The organism is Pantoea sp. UYEF8, from assembly GCF_040546285.1.
Taxonomy (GTDB): Bacteria; Pseudomonadota; Gammaproteobacteria; order Enterobacterales; family Enterobacteriaceae; genus Pantoea; species Pantoea brenneri.
In genome coordinates, this window is record NZ_JBEPNM010000003.1 from 510,308 (window position 1) to 532,964 (window position 22,657).

Genomic DNA, 22,657 nt, shown 5'->3' on the forward strand with positions numbered 1-22,657 from the left:
CGATTGTTCTGGCAGATGGCGACCATCAGGTTCGTTCTCATCTGACCGGTAGGATACAAAGATGATGGTCGTTCCCCGGCAGGGCAGGCTGACGACACGCCAAAAGGTGATGAGTCATTGGTGCCAGCCGCGAGCGGTTCGCGGTGTCGTTTCAGGACCTCACCCCGGTCCTGCCGAAGACGCAGGGCATCCGCCCTGCTGGCGATTACTGCAGGTACTGATTGACGATCTGGCGGATCTGCTGCTGCTGATCGGCGCTGAACTGCACCGCATAGCGGCTGTCACCTACGTCAAAGCCCAGCAGGCTGACCGCCTTTTTCACCGCAGCAGGAGAGAAGCCGATGTTATAGAGATCGGTGCGTAAACCGGTGACGCGCTCCTGTGCCTGATGCGAACCGGCAATATCGCCGGCGTTAAACTGCGCCCAGATGGCGTTGATCGCCTCGGGCGCCACGTTTGCCAGCCCGGAAATGCAGGCGGAGCAGCCATCGACGAACCCCTGATGAATCAGCGAGTCGGGGCCGTTCAGCACATCGAAGTGATCGATGCCGTCGGCAGCCTGCAGGAAGCCACTCAGACTCTGGTAGCTGCCGGCTGAATCTTTGATACCGATGATGTTCGGATGTGCCGCCAGCGTCCTGACGGTGTCAGGCTGCAGAGTATTGCCGGTACGCGCCGGGATGTTGTAAAGGAACAGCGGCACCTCAAGCGCGTCTGCAACGGCGTGGTAATGCGCGATCAGCTCCTGCTGCTTTAACGGCACGAACCATGGCGTAATCACCGAGACGGCATCAACGCCCAGCCTGGCGATCTGCTTACCGAGGCGGATGGTTTCACGGGTTGATATCTCGCCGATGTGCGCCACCACCGGCGCACGGCCGTTGACTTCATCGACGCAGGTTTCGGTGACCGCGATCTTCTCCTGCTGATTCAGCACAAAGAATTCTCCGTTGGTGCCGCCGCAGAAAATACCGTTACCGGCATCGAGCTGGCGTCGCACCTGCTCACGCTGGGCAGCCGGATTAAACTCACCGTCGCGATCAAAAGTGGTAACGATGGCGGTCAGTACCCCGGTTATTTTTTTGTTCATGGCAATCCTCATTGCGCCGGGTGAGAAGGAAACAGCGTCAGGTAGACTGCGCGCACATCGTCCGCCGTCACGGCCAGCGGCACGTTTTTCATCAGGCGCTGCACGTCGAGCGCCGCATCGACTAAATAGGGCAGGTGATCCGGGCTGATGCCCAGCGCTTCCAGGCTGGCCGGCAGCTGCAGGCGCTGAACCAGTGCGCTGAAGTAATCGACCAGCGCATGAGATTTCTGCTCCTCGCTTAAGCCGGTATCAGCCTCGGGCAGCAGATCGTAAGCCTGAGCAAATTTGCTCACCGCCGCGGGCCGGACAAAGCGCATGCAGGGGGCCAGCAGAATGGCATTGGCAACGCCGTGCGGCAGATGATATTTGCCGCCGAGCGGGTAGGACATGGCGTGGACCAGGTGCGTCCCGGCGTGGGCAATCGATGCACCGCCGTAGTATGAGGCCCACAGCATCTCCAGTCGCGCCGCTAAATTGTGTGGTTCACGTAGCGTGGTTTCGAGGCTGGCGAACAGCTTCTTCATGCCGATCAGCGCATAGTTATCGCTCACCGGATTGGCGACCGTGGCGGTGAAGCACTCAATCAGATGGCACAGCGCATCAATCCCGGTGGATGAAGCAATATGCGGCGGCATGCTGGTGGTGAGTTCCGGCACCAGCGCGACCCAGTCGGGCAACATCACCGGTGAAATAATGCCAACCTTGGTCTGTTTCTCCGGAATCGCCAGAATCGCATTCGGCGTGGCCTCCGAGCCGGTCCCGGCGGTGGTCGGAATCAACAGCGAGCGAACGCGGCGCTGCGGTTTCTCGCCTGCCAGCAGCGCATCCAGTGACGGCGCATCCCCGGCGCACAGCACTGACAGCAGCTTAGCGACATCCAGCACGCTGCCGCCGCCGATGCCAATCACCAGTTCAACCTCCTGCGCTGGCAGGGCGCTGACAATCGCCGCCACATCATGCTGGCCTGGCTCTGGCGGAACGCTGTTCACCACACTGAGTCCGGGGATCTGCTGCCGGAGTTGTCCCACCAGTGCCTGCACGGCGGGAATGGCTTCAATGTTGTTATCGGTTACCACTAACGCTGTCGTGATGCCGTCGAGCAGATAGCGCATGTCGTTCAACGTCTGATAGCCGCTGATCACCGTGCTGTTGATATTCATCTCACACCCTTGTTGGTAATTTCTGAAGCAATGATTGATATCGCTCAGAGTAACGCTGACGTAATCCCCTTGCTGTGGCTAATTTTATAGGACATATCGATTTCGATTAATTTGATCTTGCTCACATATAATCAATCATGATTGAATATAATCAATTACAGCGGCAATAGCCTGACAGGAGAGACGATGAGTTCGTCATGGTGGAAAACCCCGGTAGTGGTCATCGCCGATGACTTTACCGGAGCCAATGATGCAGGCAGTGGGCTGGCACAGGCCGGTGCCCGGGTTCAGGTGCTGTTCAGCCCAACGACGCCTGCAGATAGCGAGGCAGCGGATGTCTGGGTAATCAGCACCGACAGTCGGGCAGTCACGCCCGTGGTGGCGGCAGAGCGGATCACTGAGGCGGTGGGCCACTACGCTCCGCAGATTGCGCAGGGCTGGCTGTTTAAAAAGATCGACTCCACGCTGCGGGGCAATGTCGCTGCTGAACTGCGGGCGGCGCTGGCAGCCAGCGGTAAACGTCTGGCGCTGGTAGCACCGGCCGTGCCGTACCTCGGCCGCACAACGCGTGCCGGTCAGGTCTGGCTTGGCGATCGTTTGCTGACGGATACCGAATTTGCCAGCGATCCCAAAACCCCCATCGTCAGCGCCAGCGTGCTTCAGCAACTGCACATCGACGGGGATCAGATCGATCTCGCCACCCTGCGCAGCGATCGGCTTGAGCAGCGCTTAACGGACGCCCGCGGCGTGCTGGTGGTCGATGCTGAAAACGACACTGACCTGGCTCGCCTGATGGCAGCCGCGGCACGGCTGAGTGAAAAACCGCTGCTGGTGGGTGCGGCAGGCTTAAGCGAGGCACTGGGCCGCCATCTCGCCGCCCGGCCTGCGCCGTCGTCATCGGCGGAAAGGAGAGTTAGCGGTACGGCGGTTGACGCAGGTGTCCACGCAGCACGACCGGTACTGGCGGTTATCGGCTCGATGAGCAGCCGCGCACAGCAGCAGATCGCCACGCTGGCGACCCAGCGGCAGGTGACGGTGGTGGATGTTGATATCCGTCAGCTGTTCCGCCAGCCCGCCTGGCCCGATGCAGCGGACTGGCTGGGACAAGCCACAGGGGCGCTACGTCAGGGACGACATACGGTGATCCGCACCTGTCAGCATGCTTCACAGCGGCATGAGATTGAAATGCTCTGCCAGCAGTTTCAGCTGACGCGCCAGCAACTGGGCGAAGCGATTTGTCAGTTGCTCGGTGAGATGACCCGCACGTTGTGTGACAGCCAGCTCCCGCATGCGCTCTATCTGTCTGGCGGCGACGTGGCGATTGCCGTCGCTCAGGCTCTGGGTGCCAGCGGATTTCAGATTCAGGGCCTGGTGGCGGGCTGTGTGCCGCACGGGGTTCTGCTTAACAGTGAATTTACCCTGCCGGTGATGACCAAAGCCGGTGGCTTTGGTGATGAAAACACCCTGGTAGCAGCCATTGGTTTTATTGAGGAGAAGTCGAGTGAGTAAAATTATTGCGGTCACCATGGGCGATCCGGCGGGCATCAGCCCGGAAATCATTATCAAATCGCTGTTGGAAGGTGAGTTGAATGGCGTGCCAGCGGTGGTTGTCGGCTGCGCTGCGACGCTGCGGCGGATTATGGCGATGAACATTACGCCACAGGCGGAACTGCGGATTGTGGATCGGGTGGCATCGGCCCACTTTGCGCCCGGCATCATTAACGTGATCGATGAACCGTTAGCCGATCCTGAAGCGCTAAAGCCAGGTATGGTGCAGAAGCAGGCGGGCGATCTGGCGTGGCGCTGCGTGAAGCGCGCCACCGAACTGGCGCTGGCGGGCGAGGTACAAGCTATTGCCACCGCGCCACTCAACAAAGAGGCGCTGCACGCGGCGGGTCATCTCTATCCGGGTCACACTGAACTGCTGGCGCACCTGACCGGCACTCAGGATTACGCCATGGTGCTCTATACCGATAAGCTGAAGGTCATTCACGTCACCACCCATATTGCGCTGCGTAAATTCCTCGATACCCTGAGCCGTTCACGCATTGAGACGGTGATCGGCATGGCGGACACCTTCCTGCGTCGGGTCGGCTTTACCCAGCCGCGCATCGCCGTGGCGGGCGTCAATCCGCACGCCGGTGAAAATGGCCTGTTTGGTGATGAGGAAATGACTACGGTCGCCCCGGCGATTGCGGCAATGAAAGCACAGGGCATCGCGGTGTCGGGCCCCTGTCCACCGGATACGGTATTCCTGCAATGTCAGGAAGGGCAGTACGATATGGTGGTGGCAATGTACCACGATCAGGGACACATTCCGCTGAAGCTGCTGGGATTCTACGATGGGGTGAACATCACTGCGGGCCTGCCGTTTATCCGCACCTCGGCGGACCACGGCACGGCGTTTGATATCGCCTGGACAGGTAAAGCGAAGTCTGAGAGCATGGCGATCTCTATCAAACTCGCGATGCAGCTCGCATAGGGAAATATGAAGGGACAGAGCCGTCTTGACCAGATTATGGATTACCTGAAAAGCCATAATCTGGTGACTGTTGAGCAACTGGTCAGTGCGATTTCCGCCTCGCCGGCCACGATTCGACGTGATTTGATTAAGCTGGATAAAGAAGGGGTGATCAGCCGCAGTCATGGCGGCGTCACCCTCAACCGGTTCATTCCTACGCAGCCGACCACGCTGGAAAAAATGCAGCGTAATCTGGCGGAAAAGCAGGCGATAGCCGCCTGTGCTGCCAGCTTTGTTCAGGCGGGCGACGCGGTGGTGCTGGATGCCGGTACTACTATGCTGGAACTGGCGCGCCAGCTGACCCATCTGCCGCTGCGGGTGATTACCGCCGATCTGCACATTGCGCTGTTTTTATCGGAATTCAGGCAGATTGAGGTAACGATTATCGGTGGCCGCATCGACGACTCCAGCCAGTCCTGTATTGGCGAACATGGCCGTCGACTGTTGCGCAGCATCAATCCGGATATCGCCTTTGTCAGTTGTAATTCATGGAGCCTTGAGCGCGGCATTACTACTCCAACCGAGGAGAAAGCCGGGCTGAAGCACGATCTGCTGGCCAATGCCGGGCGTCGGGTGTTGCTGGCGGACAGCAGTAAATATGGTTCCTGGTCGCTGTTTTGCGCCGCGCCGCTGGAGAGCCTGACCGATATTGTGACCGATGAGCGGCTGGAAGAGGCTGCCCGGCATGGGCTGCGGGAGCGTGGGATCGGCTTGTTGCTGACGGCATAACCGCCAGCGGCAACAACGGTAAGCGGCGGCTGCCAGACACAGCGCGCCGCCCGCAAGGATTACAGCGTCTTCAGACCCACAGACGGGATATTTCTGCCGTAATAAATTTCACGCATCTCTTTCCACAGCAGGTCGGTAATCCGTTTATGCTCCTGTGGGCTGAGATCTTCAGGTTTGGTATTAAACAGGTAGTGCTTCAGATCGAACTCTTTCAGCAACATCTTGGTATGAAAGATGTTTTCCTGATAAACGTTCACATCCACCATGTCATACATCGCTTTCATATCTTCCGACATGAAGTTCTGGATCGAGTTTATTTCGTGATCGATAAAGTGCTTCATCCCCTTCACATCACGGGTAAACCCGCGCACCCGGTAATCGACCGTGACGATGTCAGATTCCAACTGGTGAATCAGGTAGTTCAGCGCTTTGAGCGGTGAAATCACGCCGCAGGTAGAGACTTCAATATCGGCGCGGAAGGTACACAGTCCGCCTTCCGGATGACTTTCCGGATAGGTGTGTACGCAGATATGACTCTTATCCAGATGGGCCACCACCGAATTCGGTAACGGGCCAGGGTGTTCCGAGTTATCGATATCTTTCGGATCGATCGGTTCTTCGCTGACCAGAATGGTGACGCTCGCGCCCTGCGGCTCATAATCCTGGCGCGCAATGTTCAGCACGTTGGCACCAATGATCGAGCAGGTCTCGGTCAGAATTTCGGTCAGACGGTTGGCGTTATATTGCTCATCAATATAGGCAATATAACCATCACGTTCAGCTTCAGTATTCGCATAGCAAATATCGTAAATACAAAAACTCAGGCTCTTAGTCAGGTTGTTGAAGCCATGTAGTTTTAGCTTTTGCAATTTCACTCACCCCCTTAGAAATGTGCCATCAGCGCGTGGCGGATAACGCATTCAACAGATATTGCGGCAGGGCAAAACTGCCGGTATGGATTGCCGGTGTGTAGTAACGGCAGGTCAGGCCAGCGGCCTCGAAACGCGCCTGTAACGTCGCGCTATCGAGCTGGCGCAGCGCCGGATTGTCACTGGCCCAGGCAAAGGTCATGATGCCGCCATAATAGGTCGGAATCGCCGCCTGATAGAAGCTGACATCGGCAAAATAGTGACCCAGTTTGCGATGGCTGTTGACCGCTTCGTCCTGCTGCAGGAAGCAGACGCCATTCTGCGCCACAAAGATGCCATTTTCATTAAGGGCCGCTTTGCAGCCGGCATAAAATTCTGAGGTAAACAGACTTTCGCCAGGACCGATCGGATCGGTGCAGTCCGAGATGATGACATCGAATTTTTCGCGGGTCTGGTTAACAAAGTTAACCCCGTCGTCGATCACCAGGGTAAAGCGCGGATCGTCATAGGCACCGGCGCTGTGGTTCGGCAGATACTGACGGCAGAACGTCACCACGCCCGCATCAATCTCCACCATGGTGATCTTTTCGATCTGCGGATGACGTGACACTTCGCGCAGCATTGCGCCATCGCCGCCGCCGATAATCAGCACGCTTTTCGCCGCACCGTGCGCCAGCAGAGGAACGTGGGTCATCATTTCATGATAGATAAATTCGTCGCGCTCGGTGGTCTGTACCACACCGTCCAGCGCCATCACGCGACCCATCGCGGCATTTTCGAAAATGATTAAATCCTGATGCGCAGTTTTCTCACGATAGAGCTGTTTATCAATCGTGAAATACTGGCCAAAACCGGCATGAAGGGTTTCATACCACATTTCATTTTGGGCCATGGTGGGGCTCTCCTCTGATGACATCGCCATGAAAATGGGCGGCACATCATAGCTAACTCTGACCGTGGTTGCACGGTCAAATGTCCAGCAGAAGAGAGGGGAGAGGGTTATCTGACGTAGGCCAGCAGACTCAGCGAATCACGCGCCAGCGACTTGCATTTTTTATCGTTAGTGATGGCGATGCCGCTCAGGTCACGATAGCTCTCTTCACCCAGCGCCTTCATGTTGTAATTGCTGTAGTTGCTTAAATCCCAGCGGTTCTGCTGAGCAAAAAACACCAGCGCTTTACGAATCTGCGCATCCGGCAGATCCTGATAGCCGCAATCATTTTTCAGATAGACGAACACCGCCGTCAGATCGGCCAGATCTTCCGCTTCGGATTCGCTCAGGGCAAAACTGGTGGAGGAGAAGCCAAGGAGTCCCGTCAGCAGCAGGATCTTAATGCTTTGCTTCATAATCGTTCTCTTCAATGGATATTGTTAATGACGTTAGCACAGTTGCTATCAGGTTTTCGATTAATTTGCCGTACCGTGCGGCTCTCCGGCTTTTTTCGGCTCATTCTGGCGGGTAACACTTGACCTTCCCATAAGGTCAGGGTTTAGGCTGTCTGCTCTCATGCCACAAGGATGATCACCATGCAACGTCGCCATTTCCTGAAACTCACCGCCGCCCTGAGTGCCGCCGGGGCGCTGCCGCTCTGGAGCCGCTCGCTGATGGCCGCCAGCCGCCCGCTGCTGCCCGTTCCCTCGCTGCTGACGCCGGATGCTAACGGCCAGTACACGCTGACCGCGATGCAGGGTACCAGTCAGTGGAATGGCAAAGCGGTGCCGACCTGGGGCTATAACGGCAATTTGCTCGGTCCGGCGATCCGGCTGCAAAGCGGCAAGCCCGCCACGGTGAACATTCATAACCGGCTGAACGAAGCGACGACGCTGCACTGGCACGGGCTGGAGATCCCTGGCGCAGTTGACGGCGGGCCGCAGGCCAGCATCGCCGCTGGCGACACCCGGCAGGTCTCTTTCACGCCCGATCAACCGGCAGCAACCTGCTGGTATCATCCGCATCTGCACGGGAAAACCGGTCATCAGGTGGCACAGGGACTGGCGGGGCTGATCCTGCTGGAAGATAACGAGATCGGCAAACTGCGGCTGCCTACTCAGTGGGGCGCTGATGACGTACCGCTGATCTTTCAGGACAAACAGCTGACCCAGGATGGCAGCCGCATCGATTACCAGCTGGACGTGATGCGCGCTGCGGTCGGCTGGTTTGGTGACATGATGCTGACCAATGGCGTGCAATATCCGCAGCAAGCCGTACCGCGCGGCTGGCTGCGGTTGCGCTTACTCAACGGCTGCAATGCCCGTTCGCTGGACATCGCCGCCAGCGATCGGCGTCCACTCTATGTCATCGCCAGTGATGGCGGACTGCTGGCAGAGCCGGTCAGGCTGGAATCACTGCCGATGCTGCCGGGCGAGCGCTTTGAAGTGATGATCGATACCGGGGATGGTAAGGCTTTTGATCTGGTGACTCTGCCGGTCGGGCAGATGGGCATGACGCTGGCACCGTTCGATCAACCGCTGCCGCTGGTGCAGATTTTACCGCTGCGGGTGATGGCCAGCGGCACGCTGCCGGATCGGCTGGCAACGCTGCCGCCGCTGCCGAAAACCGAGGGGCTGACCAGTCGCTGGCTACAACTGATGATGGATCCTCAGCTGGATCAGCAGGGGATGCAGGCGCTGATGCAGCGCTATGGTGATAAGGCGATGGGCAAAGGCGGTCATCCTACGATGCCGATGGCGCACGATAAACCGGCGGCCAGTCACGATCAGCCGATGGATCACAGCATGCACGGCATGGCGCAACCGGCCGGTTACGATTTCCGTAGCGGCAATAAGATCAACGGCCAGGCATTCAATATGACCCAGCCGTCATTCGCGGTAAAACTGGATGAAACGGAAAAATGGACCATTTCCGGCGAGGGTGACGCGATGCTGCATCCGTTCCATATTCACGGTACGCAGTTCCGTATCCTGTCAGAGAACGGCAAACCACCGGCGCCGCATCGTCAGGGCTGGAAAGACATGGTGAATGTCGACGGCTGGCGCAGTGAAGTGCTGGTGCGCTTCAGTTACGTCGCCGCCGCCGAACATGCCTATATGGCCCACTGTCATCTGCTGGAGCATGAAGATACCGGCATGATGCTCGGGTTCACCGTCAGCTAAATCAGGCCTGATCCAGCGCCAGCCTGATATCTTCAATCAGGTCACCCGCGTTCTCAATACCAATCGACAGCCGCACCGTGGCGTCAGTGATGCCGATACGCTGACGCACCGCCTGCGGCACACCGGAGTGCGTGGTGCTGCCGGGATGGCTGGCGAGCGACTCGGTGCCGCCAAGGCTGACCGCCTGCTTGAACAGCGACAGGGCGTTGAGAAAACGGAAGGCTGCCTGCTGGCCGCCAGCAATATCAAACGAGAAGGTCGAACCGGCTCCGCTGCACTGCTCGCGGTAGGTTTTGCCTTCTGCACTCGCTTCATCCAGATAAGGCAGCCAGTGCAGTTTCGCCACTTTAGGATGATCGCGCAGGAAGGCGGCCACCGCTTCGGCGTTGTGAAACGCTTTCTCCATTCGTAGCGACAGCGTTTCCAGCGATCGGCTGATCATCCAGCTGGAGTGCGGATCGAGCTGAGTGCCGATAGCACTGCGCAGCGCCCGGACCTGCCCCATCAGCTTTTTACTGCCCATCGCCGCACCGGCAATCAGGTCGGAATGGCCGCCAACGTATTTGGTCAGCGAGTAGAGCGACAGGTCCGCGCCCAGCGTCAGCGGCTGCTGAAACAGCGGGCCGAGCAGGGTGTTGTCGCAGGCGATAATCGGACGTGAACCCTGCTGCTGGTCGATCTCATCGGCGATCCGCGCCATCAGACGGATGTTCACCAGGCTATTGGTCGGGTTGGCCGGCGTCTCGATCAGGATAATCGCTACCCGACCCAGCGCCATCGCCTGCTGCGCCGCCTCCCGCACTTTGGCCTCGTCATTGCCGTCGCTAAAGCCGACCGCCTTAATCTCCAGATTGTGCAGCGTCTTGCTCAGCAGCGTTTCGGTACCGCCATACAGCGGCTGAGAATGCAGAATAACCTCACCCGGCCGGGCAAAGGTCAGCAGGGTAGTGGCGATTGCTGACATACCGGAAGAGAACAGCGAACAGCTCTCCGCCTGCTCATAGACCGCCAGCCGATCTTCAACGATTTCACTGTTGGGATGGTTAAACCGCGAATAGACCAGTCCACCCGATTTGCCTTCTGGCGGTTCACGCCGGCCTGACACATAGTCAAAGAAATCCCGTCCCTCTTCAGCGCTGTCAAACACAAAGGTTGAGGTCAGAAACACCGGCGGCTTTACCGCGCCTTCAGAGAGGCGAGGGTCATAGCCGTAATTCAGCATCTGGGTTTCAGGATGCAGCGGGCGATCGCCGATGTGGGTTTTTTTACTTGATGATGAAGTCATTGAGATCTCCGGCCAGCGGCACGAGTGGAGTAACGATATGTTGGATAAAGGCTACCATGCAGCGAATCATGCTGGTAAATGCCAGAAAGTTCTAAGGTAATGCGCATTTGCACCGCCCCTCGCCGGGCCGCAATAATTTTCACCACGGTATCGTTTGCTTTAAGGCTGGCGCAGCCGCCGCGCTACTCTCTATGATAGACTTCGTGGCTTTTCTGACGTAACCGGGCTGAAAGCAATGAAACACACTGTTGAAGTGATGATCCCTGAACAGGCAATCGCCGCGCGCATCGCTGAACTGGGCAAAGAGATTAACGACCATTACCGTGACAGCGGCAGCGATATGGTGCTGGTGGGGCTGCTGCGTGGCTCTTTTATGTTTATGGCCGACCTGTGCCGCGCGATTGATGTCCCGCACGAAGTCGACTTTATGACCGCGTCGAGTTACGGCAGCGGCATGTCCAGCAGCCGCGATGTGAAAATCCTGAAAGATCTGGATGAAGATATCCGTGGCAAAGATGTGCTGATCGTCGAAGATATCATCGACTCCGGCAACACTCTGAGTAAGGTGCGCGAAATCCTGCAGCTGCGTCAGCCAAAATCACTGGCGATCTGTACCCTGCTGGATAAGCCGGAACGCCGTGAAGTAGAGGTCAACGTTGAGTACGTCGGCTTTGCCATCCCGGATGAGTTCGTGGTTGGGTTTGGTATCGACTATGCGCAGCACTATCGCCATCTGCCGTATATCGGCAAAGTGGTGCCGATCGAATCCTGAGTACAGCGCACCGCACATTCTTCCAAGGCCAGCACCGCCTGCTTCGTGTAGGCTGTGTCGCGCCTGACTCCGCTTATTTATCGCTATTCAACAGATTAGCGATGCCGTGACGGTAGCATTGTTCAAGGATTTCGCGGCTGTTTGCCGTAACATCAAGGTTACGCAGGCAGCCGTCCTGAATGCCGTAAACCCAGCCATGCAGTGAGACATTCTGCCCGCGTTTCCAGGCAGATTGCAGCACGGTCGAGTGTCCCAGGTTATAGACTTGTTCAACGACGTTGATTTCGCACAGTTTATCCAGACGTTTATCCGGCGGGAGTTCCCCCAGCAACACGCTATGCTTGTACCAGAGGTCACGGATGTGCAGCAGCCAGTTGTCGATCAACCCCAGTTCCGGGTTGTCCATCGCCGCCTGCACGCCGCCGCAGCCATAATGACCACACACAATGACGTGTTCAACTTCCAGCACTTCGATGGCGTATTGCACCACGGAAAGACAGTTGAGATCGGTGTGAATCACCAGATTGGCGACGTTGCGGTGGACAAACAGTTCACCCGGTTCCAGTCCGGTCAGACGTTCGGCGGGGACGCGGCTGTCAGAACAGCCAATCCACAGGAAGCGCGGTTTCTGGGCCTGGGCGAGCCGCTCAAAAAAGCCGGGATCTTCTTCGACCAGTAATTTGGACCATTCACGGTTATTACTGATCAGGGTATCGATATCTGTCATGGCGTTGAGCGACCGGTTACTGCGCAGAGTGCGTGCGCGTACTATAGGCGAAGGCTTCACAAATTTAAACGGCATTAAATTGCCATCAAAACAGGGTATGGATTCGGAATGACTTATGCACTGGAACTTTCCCGGCTGACCAAGACCTATCCCGGCGGCGTGCAGGCGCTGAAGGGTATCGATCTTAACGTTGAAGCCGGTGATTTTTATGCACTGCTGGGACCGAATGGCGCCGGTAAATCAACCACCATCGGTATTATCAGTTCGCTGGTCAACAAATCTGACGGCAGCGTCCGGGTATTTGGCTACGATCTGGAAAAAGATGTGGTCAACGCCAAACGCCAGCTCGGTCTGGTGCCACAGGAATTTAACTTCAACCCGTTTGAGACGGTGATGCAAATCGTAGTTAACCAGGCGGGTTACTATGGCGTCGAACGTCGCGAAGCCAATGAGCGGGCGGAAAAGTACCTGAAGCAGCTCGATCTGTGGGGAAAACGTAGCGAACGGGCGCGGATGCTCTCCGGCGGCATGAAGCGCCGTCTGATGATCGCCCGGGCGTTAATGCATGAGCCTAAGCTGCTGATCCTCGATGAACCAACCGCCGGGGTCGATATCGAACTGCGACGCTCAATGTGGGTGTTCCTGAAAGATCTCAACGCCAAGGGCACCACCATTATTCTCACCACCCACTATCTGGAAGAGGCAGAAATGCTGTGCCGCAATATCGGCATTATTCAGAGCGGGGAACTGGTCGAGAACACCTCAATGAAAGAACTGCTCTCCAAGCTTAAATCGGAAACCTTCATCCTCGATCTGGCGCCGCGCAGTCCGTTACCGACGCTGGAAGGCTTCCAGTATCGTCTGGTGGATACCTCGACGCTGGAAGTGGAAGTGTTACGGGAGCAGGGTCTGAACAGCGTGTTCAGCCAGCTCAGCGCGCAGGGCGTGCAGGTGCTGAGCATGCGTAACAAAGCCAACCGTCTGGAAGAGTTGTTCGTCGGCCTGACGCAGGGAAAAACAGGAGCAAAAGCATGACACATTTGTACTGGGTGGCGCTGAAGAGCATCTGGGCCAAAGAGATCAACCGTTTCGCCCGCATCTGGATCCAGACGCTGGTGCCGCCGGTGATCACCATGACGCTCTACTTCATCATCTTCGGTAACCTGATCGGCTCGCGGATTGGTGAGATGCACGGTTTCAGCTATATGCAGTTCATCGTGCCGGGTCTGATCATGATGGCGGTGATCACCAACGCCTATGCCAACGTAGCCTCGTCGTTCTTCAGCGCCAAGTTCCAGCGCAATATTGAAGAGCTGCTGGTCGCACCGGTGCCGACCCACATTATCATCGCCGGTTACGTGGGCGGCGGGGTAGCGCGTGGCGTCTGCGTCGGCATTCTGGTCACCGCCATTTCGCTGTTCTTTGTGCCGTTCCATGTCCACTCCTGGGCCATGGTGGCGGTGACGCTGCTGCTGACTGCGGTGCTGTTTTCGCTGGCCGGCCTGCTGAATGCGGTCTTCGCCCGGACTTTTGATGACATCAGCCTGATCCCGACCTTTGTGCTGACGCCGTTAACCTATCTCGGCGGGGTATTCTATTCCCTGACGCTGCTGCCGCCTTTCTGGCAGGCAGTCTCGAAGCTTAATCCGATCGTTTATATGATCAGCGGTTTCCGTTTCGGCTTCCTCGGTATTAACGACGTGCCACTGGTATTTACTCTGTCGGTGCTGATCGCCTTTATCGTGGTGTTCTATGGTCTGGTATATACCCTGATTCAGCACGGTCGCGGATTACGTACCTGATTGCCGCTCTCAACAAATCAGCCACGCGGTGAAAACGGCGTGGCTTTTTTTTGACCGTATAAAGACTGGCCGATTTAAGCTGGCGGCCGGTATCAAATTTAACCTTTTAATAACATCTGAATCCCACCCCGGCTGATTATTCTTCCTCTGCTGCTGGCATTAATGCCAGTCTCCGCAGTACTGGCAATAAAATAACCCTAAGTATTATCTGATAATAACCCCTGCTTCCTTTATATCGCGCTGATTTAACTCAGTTAAAAAATTTTTAGGAATTGGATGAATAGCTGGCTGTTGTTTAATTGAAGCCGAGTTAGCAAAATACCGCCAGATTAACGTTATTTCCTTGATCATGGATGGAAATGGGGGGATGTTGAGTGTTCAATAAGAAAAATGGCCGGTAAATCAGGGCCAGTCTTAATTAAAAGGCAGGAAAAGATGAATCGTATTACGTGGATCGATAATCTGCGGGGATTGAGTATTCTCGCAATCATTTTTTTGCATAGCACCATCGCCGTGCATAATAATGCCGGACACTTTACCGCCTTCAGTAGCCTGTTAAATGAAATGCTTGCACCAGTTCGATTAGGACTGATGTTTTTCGTTTCAGGTTTATTTGTCGATGCGGGATTAAGAAAAGGCCTGGGTCCCTTTTTTAATAATAAGATCCGCAGCATCCTCTATCCTTTCGTGGTATGGGTGATTATTTATGGCGGGTTAAAGATCGTCTTTAGCTCAATGGCCAATACGCCGCAGTCACCGTTGAATATCATTCTGTCCCACCTGACGGGCGGGGGCGATATGACATGGTTCCTGCAGTCGCTGTTTATTTTCTTTGTGGTGATTATCTTTGCCCGTCACCTGCCATTCCTGCTGGTGTTCGCGGTTTGTATGGGGCTGAGCTGGGGCCTTCCGGCGATCGATCCTGACAGCGTATTCGCCAGCTTCGATAACACCCACGTGAATAAGTCGTTCTACCTGTTCGTTTTCTTCTACCTCGGTGACTACGTGGTAAGAAAACAGGTCGATATTGCGGATAAAGTGCAGCATGGCCCGACGTTATTTATTTCACTGTTAAGCTTTGTGCTGCTCTCCTGCTTGAATATCTTTGTGCTGGAGACCAACTCGCCGGCTTTACTGTCGCCGCTGGCGCTGTTGTCGGTGCCGTTCTTTGTCTGGATTGCGCTGAAGCTGAAGTCGGATCTGGTTTACTACATCGGGGTCAACTCAATCGTCTTTTACCTGTCGCATTATCTGGCGATTCAGTTCTTCAGTAAGATTGTGAAATTTGAAAGCCCGTCAGCCTGGGTAAACGACCTGAAGTTTATCTCCGCTTTTCTGGTGGCGCTGGCGCTGCCGTGGACGCTGTGTCTGCTGAGAAAACGTGGCTGGTTCAACTTCCTGTTTACCATGAAAAAGCCGTCTAAATCGCTCGCCACTAAACCGGTGTAACGACCGTCAGGTCAGCAAAAAAAGGGCCGCCGATCGCTGATCGGCGGCCCTTTTTTCGATCAGGCAACCTGCACCGGCACCACTTTCGCCAGCCGCTTCATCTGGTTGTCGCCCTCAAAGTAGGCCACTTTAGGCTGCCACTGGCGCGCTTCCGCATCCTCGACCTGCACGTAGGAACAGATGATCAGAATGTCGCCTTCACAGGCGCAGCGCGCCGCCGCCCCGTTGACCGAAATGATTTTGGAGCCACGTTCAGCGGCGATGGCGTAGGTCGAAAAGCGCTGGCCGTTGGTGACGTTGTAAATATCAATCGCTTCATATTGCAGAATGCCGGACGCATCAAGGAAGTCCTGATCGATAGCACAGGAGCCTTCATAGTTGAGGTCCGCCTGCGTAACTTTCACGCGGTGCAACTTGCCTTGTAATACAGTGCGAATCATAGCCAGAAACCTTGTCAGACGAGAAATAAAATGACCTTCAGCGGATGCAGCTTACTGCGTCAGGTCGACAGTTTGATTATCGATTAAACGGGCATTACCCAGCCAGGCCGCCATCAGTACCACGGCGCGCTGGCTGTCAACCGTCAGCGGTTGCAGGGTTTCCGCATCGCAGATGGCCAGGCCATCCGGGCGTAATCCCCGCTCCAGCAGCGTCTGATTGGCCGCTTCGATGATCTCTTCAATGTGGCGCTCGCCGTTAGCCAGCCGCGCCGCCATCTGATTCATTACCTGACTCAGCGCAGGCGCCAGCTTACGCTCGTCAGCGGTTAAGTAGCCATTACGCGAACTCAGCGCCAGGCCATCTTTGGCGCGCACCGTAGGCACGCCGACAATCTCAATGTCAAAGCCCATGTCAGCCACCATCTTGCGAATGATAGCCAACTGCTGGAAATCCTTTTCACCGAAACAGGCAATGTCCGGCTGAACCAGGTTAAACAGCTTGCTGACAATGGTTGCCACGCCGCGAAAATGACCGGGGCGGGTTTCCCCTTCCAGCAGCGAAGAGAGCACCGGCACTTCAACAAAGGTCTGATTCTTCAGGCCGTGCGGATAGACTTCAGCCGGTGACGGGGCGAACACCACATCAACCTGATGGCGGTTCAGTTTCTCGCAATCCTGCTGCAGGGTACGCGGATAGCGCGCCAGATCGTCAGCGCGATCAAACTGCATCGGGTTGACGAAGACGGAGACGATTACGATGTCGCCGCGAGAACGTGCTTCATCGACCAGCGTTAAATGTCCTTCGTGCAGATTGCCCATGGTGGGCACCAGCGCGATGCGCTTACCTTGTTGCCGCCAGCGACGCACTTCACGGCGCAGCATCGGCAGCGTTTCAATGATCAACACGGTTACTCTCCTGAATTACTGGAAGCTGTGCTCTGCCGCCGGGTAGGTTCCGGCTTCGACTTCGGCGATATAGTGGCGAATCGCGGCGCGGATATCGCCGGTCGCGGCGAGGAAGTTTTTAGCAAATTTGGGGATATGCCCGCCGGTCACGCCCAGCGCATCGTGCATTACCAGAATCTGCCCATCGGTTACGTTGCCGGCCCCAATGCCGATCACCGGAATGGAGAGGGCAGCGGTTACGCGCTGAGCCAGCGCAACCGGTACACACTCCAGCACCATCAGCTGTGCACCCGCCGCTTCCAGCGCCAGCGCATCGGTCATCAGCTGCTCTGCGCCTGCCTCATCCCGGCCCTGAACCTTGTAGCCGCCAAAGATATTGACCGACTGTGGCGTCAGACCAAGGTGCCCGCAGACCGGTACCGCACGCTCGGTCAGCATCCGTACCGTCTCTGCCAGCCAGCTTCCGCCTTCCAGCTTCACCATGTTGGCACCGGCACGCATCAGCTGTGCGGCATTGTCGAAGGTTTGTTGTGGTGTGGCATAACTCATGAATGGCAGATCGGCCAGCAGCAGCGCCTGTGGCGCGCCGCGCCGGACGGCGGCAGTATGGTAGGCGATATCGCTGACCGTGACCGGCAGGGTGGAATCGTGGCCCTGCACCGTCATGCCGAGGGAATCACCAACCAGCATCACCTGAATGCCTTCGTTGGCAAACAGGCGGGCAAAACTGAAATCATAGGCGGTCAGCGTGGCGAATTTTTTGCCGTCGGCTTTCCACTGACGCAGATGGGACATTGTGGTGGGTTTCATGGCGCTCTCAACTCAGAAATTCTGATGGGCGCAGTTTACTGGATAGCGTTAAAGAGCGGAATCGAAGATGTATGATTGTGTGCTCAGGCGTGCCAGAGACGGATAGCGCTGCTATCCAGCGTGGCAAGCACGGCGCTGAGCGCCCGGCCATCCGGCAGCGTGGCGTCGGGTGCGATTGCCAGCAGCGGCACCAGCATAAAGGCGCGGTTCAGCAGGTCATAGTGCGGCACAATCAGGCGATCGCTGTTAATCACCGCGTCGCCAAACAGCATCACGTCGATATCCAGCGTGCGTGGACCCCAGCGCTCTGCCTTGCGCACCCGGCCATGCTCCCGCTCAATCCGCTGGGTATGATCCAGCAACGCCTCCGCGCTCAGCCCGGTCTCCAGCGCCACGGCGGCGTTAAGAAAGTCAGGCTGATCGGGTGGGCCGTAGGGCGGCGTACGATAGAACGGCGAGGTGGCGATGCGTTGCGTCTCTGGCAACGCATCCAGTGCGCTCAGCGCTGCATCAACCTGATGCAGCGGATCGGCCAGATTACTGCCTAACGCGAGGTAAACTCGGGTCATGAGGCGTTTTGATTATCGCGACGCGGTGCCGAAGGACGACGGCGTGGACGGCGTGATTTATGCCGCGGTGCCGGATCGTCGCCAAGGTTGTTGAGCATGGTTTTCTGGTGTGGCGGTGCCGCCACCTGGAATTCACCCCACCACTGGCTCAGGCGCAGCAGTTCCGGGTTATTCTCCACTTCAGCGCGCAACGCCAGCAGGTCATACGCGGCGCGGAACTTAGGATGCTCCATCAGTTTCCAGGCACGTTTACCGTGGCGACGCGACATGCGTAACTGAAGCTGCCAGATATCCCGGATCAGCGACGTGATACGTTTCGGGATCGCCAGCGCACGACAGGCTTCATCCAGCGTATCGTTCATTGCCATCGCAAAGGCTTCAAAATAGGTCAGGCCGCTTTCCTGCGCAATGCGTTCGGCCGCTTCAAGCTGCGGATACCAGAACATCGCCGCAAACAGGAAGGCCGGATTGACGCGCATGTCGTTGTGGATGCGGTTATCGGTGTTTTTCAGCACCTGAGCCAGCATCTTCTCCATCAGGCTGTCGCTCTGCTCGGTGAAGTTGCGCGCCAGCGTCGGGAACAACGGCTGGAAAAGCTGGTATTCACACAGCTTGAGATAGGTGCTGTAACCGTAGCCAGCCTGCAGCAGCTTAAGCGACTCTTCGAACAGGCGCGCGGGCGGAATATCACGCAGCAGCGAGGCCAGACGCGGGATCGGCTCAGCCGTTTCCGGCGCAATGCTCATGTTGAGTTTGGCGGCAAAGCGCGCAACGCGCAGCATCCGCACCGGATCTTCGCGATAGCGGGTTTCCGGATCGCCAATCAGACGAATGATGCCGTGTTGCAGATCCTGCAGACCGCCAACATAGTCACGGACGCTGAAATCGGCGACGCTGTAGTAGAGGCTGTTGATGGTGAGATCGCGGCGCTGGGCATCATCTTCGATGGTGCCGAAAATGTTGTCGCGCAGCAGCATGCCGCTCTGGGCGCGCTGCGAGCTGTTGCGATCGTCTTCGCTCTCTTCCACCTGGTGGTGACCACGGAAGGTAGCAACTTCAATCACTTCCGGACCAAACATCACGTGCGCCAGACGAAAACGGCGGCCAACCAGGCGACAGTTGCGGAACAGCTTGCGCATCTGCTCTGGCGTGGCGTTGGTGGTGACATCGAAATCCTTGGGTTTTTGCCCCAGCAGCAAATCGCGCACGCCACCGCCTACCAGATAGGCTTCATAACCGGCTTTATTCAGGCGATAGAGCACTTTGAGGGCATTTTCGCTGATGTCTTTGCGTGAGATGGTGTGGCTTTCACGAGGAATGATGGTCATATGACTCTCTGGTTCAACCTCTGCAGGGGCTTCCTCTTCATCACGCTTCAGGACTTTCCGGCAAAAATTAGCTACTCGGGTAAAAATGGGACACCTCGACAGTGGCGTAAAAGGGTGTAGGTAAAATCAGCGGCTAATCATAGCCTGTTGAGAACCATTTGAGAATGCTGTTGTCTCTGCATCCGGTTTCAGGGCGTTGTCCTGGGGCATCAAAGCGATATTCCACTGCGACACCGCGTCAGACAGCAGTTTGTCCTGCGTTAAGTCCTGCCAGCCGCTGGAAACCGGCTGTCCGAGGAAGCGTAACGCCGCGACTAACAGCGGCCGGGCATCGCCATCCGGCAGTGACGGCGCATGATTCTGCTTCGACAACTTATTGCCATCGTGATTCAGCGCCAGCGGTAAATGCAGATAGTCAGGGACCGGCCAGCCAAACTGCTGATAAAGCGCAATCTGCCGCACTGTCGGCTCAATCAAATCCGCCCCGCGAACGACTTCGGTGACGCCCTGAAAATGATCGTCGACCACCACCGCCAGGTTGTAGGCAAACAGGCCATCGCGACGGTGAATGATAAAATCTTCCTGCGCCAGTCGCGGGTCCGCCTGCACGTGGCCGCGCAACCGATCGTCAAACGCCAGGACCGGGTTATGCTGCCGCAAACGCAGGGCGGCATTCTCCGGCCCGCGCTGCCGATCGCGGCAGTAGCCATCATAGAAACCGCCGATCTGCTGAATGCGACGACGGGTACAGGTACAGAAATAACTCTGACGATGCTGCTGAAGCCAGGCCAGCGCGTCGCGGTAAGCCTGATGGCGCTGTGACTGCCACAATACCTCGCCATCCCAGGTTAACCCGTAATGTTCCAGCTGATGCAGAATACGCGAGGCTGCGCCCGGCACTTCACGTGGCGGATCGATATCTTCAATCCGTACCCGCCAGATACCCTGCTGAGCACGTGCGCTCAGGTAGCTGCCTAACGCAGCAATCAACGAGCCGAAATGAAGTTCACCAGACGGGGAGGGGGCGAAGCGACCAATGCAGGAGGCGGTCATAGGCGTTAAACGTGACCACGCAGCGGAAAAACCGGTTGGTGTTCCACTGCGTGGCAACGTGCTGGACGCGGCATTAGCCGGCCATTTGTTTCTCACGAATTTCTGCTAACGTCTTACAGTCGATGCAGAGATCGGCCGTTGGACGCGCTTCGAGACGGCGGATACCGATCTCAACGCCACAGGAATCGCAATAGCCAAAGTCGTCATCTTCGACTTTCTTCAGCGTCTTCTCGATCTTTTTGATCAGTTTACGTTCGCGATCGCGGTTACGCAGCTCCAGGCTGAACTCCTCTTCCTGCGCGGCACGGTCAACCGGGTCCGGGAAGTTGGCAGCTTCATCCTGCATATGCGATACGGTACGATCGACTTCGTCCCGCAATTGATTACGCCAGGCTTCCAGAATCTTGCGAAAATGGGTCAGCTGCGCGTCGTTCATATACTCTTCGCCCGGCTTCTCCTGATAAGGCTCCACCCCAGCGATGGCGAGAATACTCAGGGACGATGTTTTACGGTTTTGCCCTTCTTGCATGTTGTTTCTCCTGGATAACACGCACTATACCCTTCGACTTTCGTCTTGCAGGTGCGTTGCCGCTAGCCTGCTGTTTGACATCTACGGGGTACATCGATCCCCCATTGGGGAAAAAAACAGGCCGCTATAAATAACAGAAGCAGTCAAGGTTGGCAATTATTCGTGAACACACCTTGACAAGCCTGTGAGGAACAGCGTAATCGGGCCTTAGCATAGAACATTCTTATCACATAAAATTGCAAAAGATATTACAAGCTTACGTTAAGCGGCGTTTTAAGAAACATGCCCGCTGCGGATAAGTCCGCCTGATACGCTAAAACCTCCACGCCTTCCCGCTGCGCCTGGACCAGTTGCTCTGCGTAAGCCACGTCAATGTGACGCGCCGGGGAAACGTCCTCAATCCCCGAGTGCAGAACGGCAAACAACAAAACGGCCCGATGACCTTCTGCCGCGACCATAGCCAGCTCGCGCAGATGTTTCTGTCCCCGAACCGTCACCGCATCCGGAAAATAACCTTTTCCTTCATGTAAAAGGGTTACGGATTTCACCTCAATATAGCAGTTGCGTCGGTCCTGCGCCTTGAGCAGAAAATCAATTCTGCTTTTTTCACTGCCATATCTCACTTCTGCCTGTCGCTGCTGATAACCGGCCAGTTCGGGCAGGCGTTGCTGATCGAGCGCTTCAGCCACCAGCTGATTGGCGCGCAGGGTATTGACGCAGATCCAGTGGCCCTGTTGCGTCTCGGTCAGCTCCCAGCTGTGCGGGTATTTTCGCGTCAGGCTATCTGAGGTGGAGTACCAGACACGATCGCCTGGCGTGGCGCAGCCGGTCATGGCACCGGTATTGGCGCAGTGAATCGTCAGGATCTCGCCGGAGGGGGTTTCGACATCGGCCAGAAAACGCTTGTAACGGGCGATCAAGCGAGCGGGTTTGAGGGGCGGAGAAAAATCCATAAGCGTCCTGATTAAGGCTGTAACGGCCAGCTGGCCAGCGCACGATAGCGGGTCCGGCCCTGAGCGAAGTCAGAGGCGAACAGGGAAAACTGCGCGACGCGAAAGCGCCAGTGAAAGCCGCGTGGCGGCAGGGCGACCGGCTGCGTTGCCTGTCGCAATAGCGTGATGTGCGGATGAAACGGCTGCGGGCTCTGATGACAGCCGTGGCGGGCGGCCTGCGCTCGCAACAGGCTGGCCAGTTGCAACAGACCGCGCGGCGCGCGCTGGCAGCCGAGCCACACCACGCCGGGACGTGGCCAGTGACCGGCGTCATCCAGGTCAAGATCAAACGCCGGCTGTACAATGCGCGACGCCAGGGTTTGCAGCCGCTGTGCGGTCTCTGGCGTCACCTCGCCAAGAAACGCCAGCGTCAGGTGCAGATTGGCGGCGGCTACCGGGCGGCCCGCCTCGGCGGAAAAGGTATCGGCCCGCCAGCGCACCAGCTGTTGCTGCATCGCGTCAGGCAGGCTGATGGCAAAAAATAAGCGTTGGGTCGACATGGCGCTCTCCGG

Annotated in this window: 24 protein-coding genes; 8 read left to right on the forward strand and 16 right to left on the reverse strand. The window is 56.8% G+C overall.

All coding sequences use genetic code 11. The annotated features are described in order from the left end of the window. Positions 1-205 precede the first annotated feature (205 nt). A complete protein-coding gene (locus ABIB18_RS08605; RefSeq protein ID WP_031376680.1) occupies positions 206-1,090 on the reverse strand; it encodes a dihydrodipicolinate synthase family protein in 885 nt (294 codons plus the stop codon). Between the two features lie 8 nt (positions 1,091-1,098). Further along, positions 1,099-2,250 (reverse strand): iron-containing alcohol dehydrogenase, encoded by a 1,152-nt coding sequence (locus ABIB18_RS08610; RefSeq protein WP_046289194.1) that lies wholly within the window; start codon positions 2,248-2,250, stop codon positions 1,099-1,101. 186 nt (positions 2,251-2,436) lie between these two features. On the opposite strand from ABIB18_RS08610, the gene dtnK reads away from it, so the two are divergent. Genes dtnK through ABIB18_RS08625 form a run of 3 tightly spaced genes read left to right on the forward strand, consistent with a single transcriptional unit; the run spans position 2,437 to position 5,500 of the window. Then, on the forward strand, positions 2,437-3,759 hold the full coding sequence (gene dtnK, locus ABIB18_RS08615; RefSeq protein WP_354473978.1) for a D-threonate kinase: 1,323 nt from the start codon (positions 2,437-2,439) through the stop codon (positions 3,757-3,759). After that, complete coding sequence (locus tag ABIB18_RS08620; protein ID WP_031376678.1) at positions 3,752-4,732, forward strand: D-threonate 4-phosphate dehydrogenase; 981 nt, start codon at positions 3,752-3,754, stop codon at positions 4,730-4,732. The genes dtnK and ABIB18_RS08620 overlap by 8 nt, the downstream gene beginning before the upstream one ends. 6 nt (positions 4,733-4,738) lie before the next feature. Then, on the forward strand, positions 4,739-5,500 hold the full coding sequence (locus tag ABIB18_RS08625) for a DeoR/GlpR family DNA-binding transcription regulator (protein ID WP_046289195.1): 762 nt from the start codon (positions 4,739-4,741) through the stop codon (positions 5,498-5,500). A gap of 59 nt (positions 5,501-5,559) precedes the next feature. Here the strand turns inward: ABIB18_RS08625 and speD are convergent, their stop codons facing one another. The 3 genes from speD to ABIB18_RS08640 form a co-directional block, all read right to left on the reverse strand. After that, positions 5,560-6,369, reverse strand: coding sequence for an adenosylmethionine decarboxylase (gene speD, locus ABIB18_RS08630; RefSeq protein WP_046289219.1), 810 nt, complete (start codon positions 6,367-6,369; stop codon positions 5,560-5,562). Positions 6,370-6,397: 28 nt separating this feature from the next. Then, positions 6,398-7,261, reverse strand: coding sequence for a polyamine aminopropyltransferase (speE, locus tag ABIB18_RS08635; RefSeq protein WP_046289196.1), 864 nt, complete (start codon positions 7,259-7,261; stop codon positions 6,398-6,400). Positions 7,262-7,368: 107 nt separating this feature from the next. Then, positions 7,369-7,716 (reverse strand): YacC family pilotin-like protein, encoded by a 348-nt coding sequence (locus ABIB18_RS08640; protein WP_009092068.1) that lies wholly within the window; start codon positions 7,714-7,716, stop codon positions 7,369-7,371. A 180-nt stretch (positions 7,717-7,896) separates the two neighbouring features. Here ABIB18_RS08640 and cueO point away from each other — a divergent pair, with 180 nt between their 5' ends. After that, on the forward strand, positions 7,897-9,483 hold the full coding sequence (gene cueO, locus ABIB18_RS08645) for a multicopper oxidase CueO (protein WP_089561391.1): 1,587 nt from the start codon (positions 7,897-7,899) through the stop codon (positions 9,481-9,483). A gap of 1 nt (position 9,484) precedes the next feature. On the opposite strand, the gene ABIB18_RS08650 is transcribed toward cueO, so the two are convergent. Continuing rightward, a complete protein-coding gene (locus tag ABIB18_RS08650) occupies positions 9,485-10,768 on the reverse strand; it encodes a cystathionine gamma-synthase family protein (protein ID WP_159222699.1) in 1,284 nt (427 codons plus the stop codon). Positions 10,769-11,003: 235 nt separating this feature from the next. On the opposite strand from ABIB18_RS08650, the gene hpt reads away from it, so the two are divergent. Next, the gene (gene hpt / locus ABIB18_RS08655; protein WP_046289198.1) at positions 11,004-11,540 is read left to right on the forward strand and encodes a hypoxanthine phosphoribosyltransferase; all 537 of its coding nucleotides are present in this window, start codon (positions 11,004-11,006) and stop codon (positions 11,538-11,540) included. A gap of 73 nt (positions 11,541-11,613) precedes the next feature. Here the strand turns inward: hpt and can are convergent, their stop codons facing one another. Continuing rightward, the gene (gene can / locus ABIB18_RS08660; RefSeq protein WP_354473996.1) at positions 11,614-12,267 is read right to left on the reverse strand and encodes a carbonate dehydratase; all 654 of its coding nucleotides are present in this window, start codon (positions 12,265-12,267) and stop codon (positions 11,614-11,616) included. 108 nt (positions 12,268-12,375) lie between these two features. On the opposite strand from can, the gene ABIB18_RS08665 reads away from it, so the two are divergent. From ABIB18_RS08665 to ABIB18_RS08675, 3 genes are all read left to right on the forward strand, one after another. After that, entirely contained in the window at positions 12,376-13,302 is a 927-nt protein-coding gene (locus ABIB18_RS08665) for an ABC transporter ATP-binding protein (protein ID WP_031375742.1), read from the forward strand. Further along, a complete protein-coding gene (locus ABIB18_RS08670; RefSeq protein ID WP_354473979.1) occupies positions 13,299-14,069 on the forward strand; it encodes an ABC transporter permease in 771 nt (256 codons plus the stop codon). Before ABIB18_RS08665 ends, ABIB18_RS08670 begins: the two co-directional genes overlap by 4 nt. Before the next feature lie 435 nt (positions 14,070-14,504). Further along, positions 14,505-15,518, forward strand: a complete 1,014-nt coding sequence (locus tag ABIB18_RS08675) for an acyltransferase family protein (RefSeq protein ID WP_046289199.1) — start codon at positions 14,505-14,507, stop codon at positions 15,516-15,518. A gap of 59 nt (positions 15,519-15,577) precedes the next feature. Here the strand turns inward: ABIB18_RS08675 and panD are convergent, their stop codons facing one another. The 9 genes from panD to thpR form a co-directional block, all read right to left on the reverse strand. Next, complete coding sequence (panD, locus tag ABIB18_RS08680; protein WP_354473980.1) at positions 15,578-15,958, reverse strand: aspartate 1-decarboxylase; 381 nt, start codon at positions 15,956-15,958, stop codon at positions 15,578-15,580. Between the two features lie 51 nt (positions 15,959-16,009). Continuing rightward, complete coding sequence (gene panC, locus ABIB18_RS08685; RefSeq protein ID WP_031375739.1) at positions 16,010-16,864, reverse strand: pantoate--beta-alanine ligase; 855 nt, start codon at positions 16,862-16,864, stop codon at positions 16,010-16,012. Between the two features lie 15 nt (positions 16,865-16,879). Next, complete coding sequence (gene panB, locus ABIB18_RS08690) at positions 16,880-17,674, reverse strand: 3-methyl-2-oxobutanoate hydroxymethyltransferase (RefSeq protein WP_069728416.1); 795 nt, start codon at positions 17,672-17,674, stop codon at positions 16,880-16,882. Between the two features lie 83 nt (positions 17,675-17,757). Next, the gene (gene folK, locus ABIB18_RS08695) at positions 17,758-18,243 is read right to left on the reverse strand and encodes a 2-amino-4-hydroxy-6-hydroxymethyldihydropteridine diphosphokinase (RefSeq protein ID WP_031375737.1); all 486 of its coding nucleotides are present in this window, start codon (positions 18,241-18,243) and stop codon (positions 17,758-17,760) included. After that, positions 18,240-19,658 (reverse strand): polynucleotide adenylyltransferase PcnB, encoded by a 1,419-nt coding sequence (gene pcnB, locus ABIB18_RS08700; protein WP_354473997.1) that lies wholly within the window; start codon positions 19,656-19,658, stop codon positions 18,240-18,242. The genes folK and pcnB overlap by 4 nt, the downstream gene beginning before the upstream one ends. A gap of 39 nt (positions 19,659-19,697) precedes the next feature. Continuing rightward, positions 19,698-20,624 (reverse strand): tRNA glutamyl-Q(34) synthetase GluQRS, encoded by a 927-nt coding sequence (gluQRS, locus tag ABIB18_RS08705; RefSeq protein WP_069728415.1) that lies wholly within the window; start codon positions 20,622-20,624, stop codon positions 19,698-19,700. A 73-nt stretch (positions 20,625-20,697) separates the two neighbouring features. After that, positions 20,698-21,153, reverse strand: a complete 456-nt coding sequence (dksA, locus tag ABIB18_RS08710; RefSeq protein ID WP_031375735.1) for an RNA polymerase-binding protein DksA — start codon at positions 21,151-21,153, stop codon at positions 20,698-20,700. A gap of 248 nt (positions 21,154-21,401) precedes the next feature. Then, positions 21,402-22,106 carry a DNA/RNA nuclease SfsA gene (gene sfsA / locus ABIB18_RS08715; RefSeq protein WP_354473981.1) on the reverse strand — a complete coding sequence of 235 codons (705 nt, stop codon included), beginning with the start codon at positions 22,104-22,106 and terminating at the stop codon, positions 21,402-21,404. Positions 22,107-22,117: 11 nt separating this feature from the next. After that, positions 22,118-22,645 (reverse strand): RNA 2',3'-cyclic phosphodiesterase, encoded by a 528-nt coding sequence (gene thpR / locus ABIB18_RS08720; RefSeq protein ID WP_046289201.1) that lies wholly within the window; start codon positions 22,643-22,645, stop codon positions 22,118-22,120. Positions 22,646-22,657 lie beyond the last annotated feature (12 nt).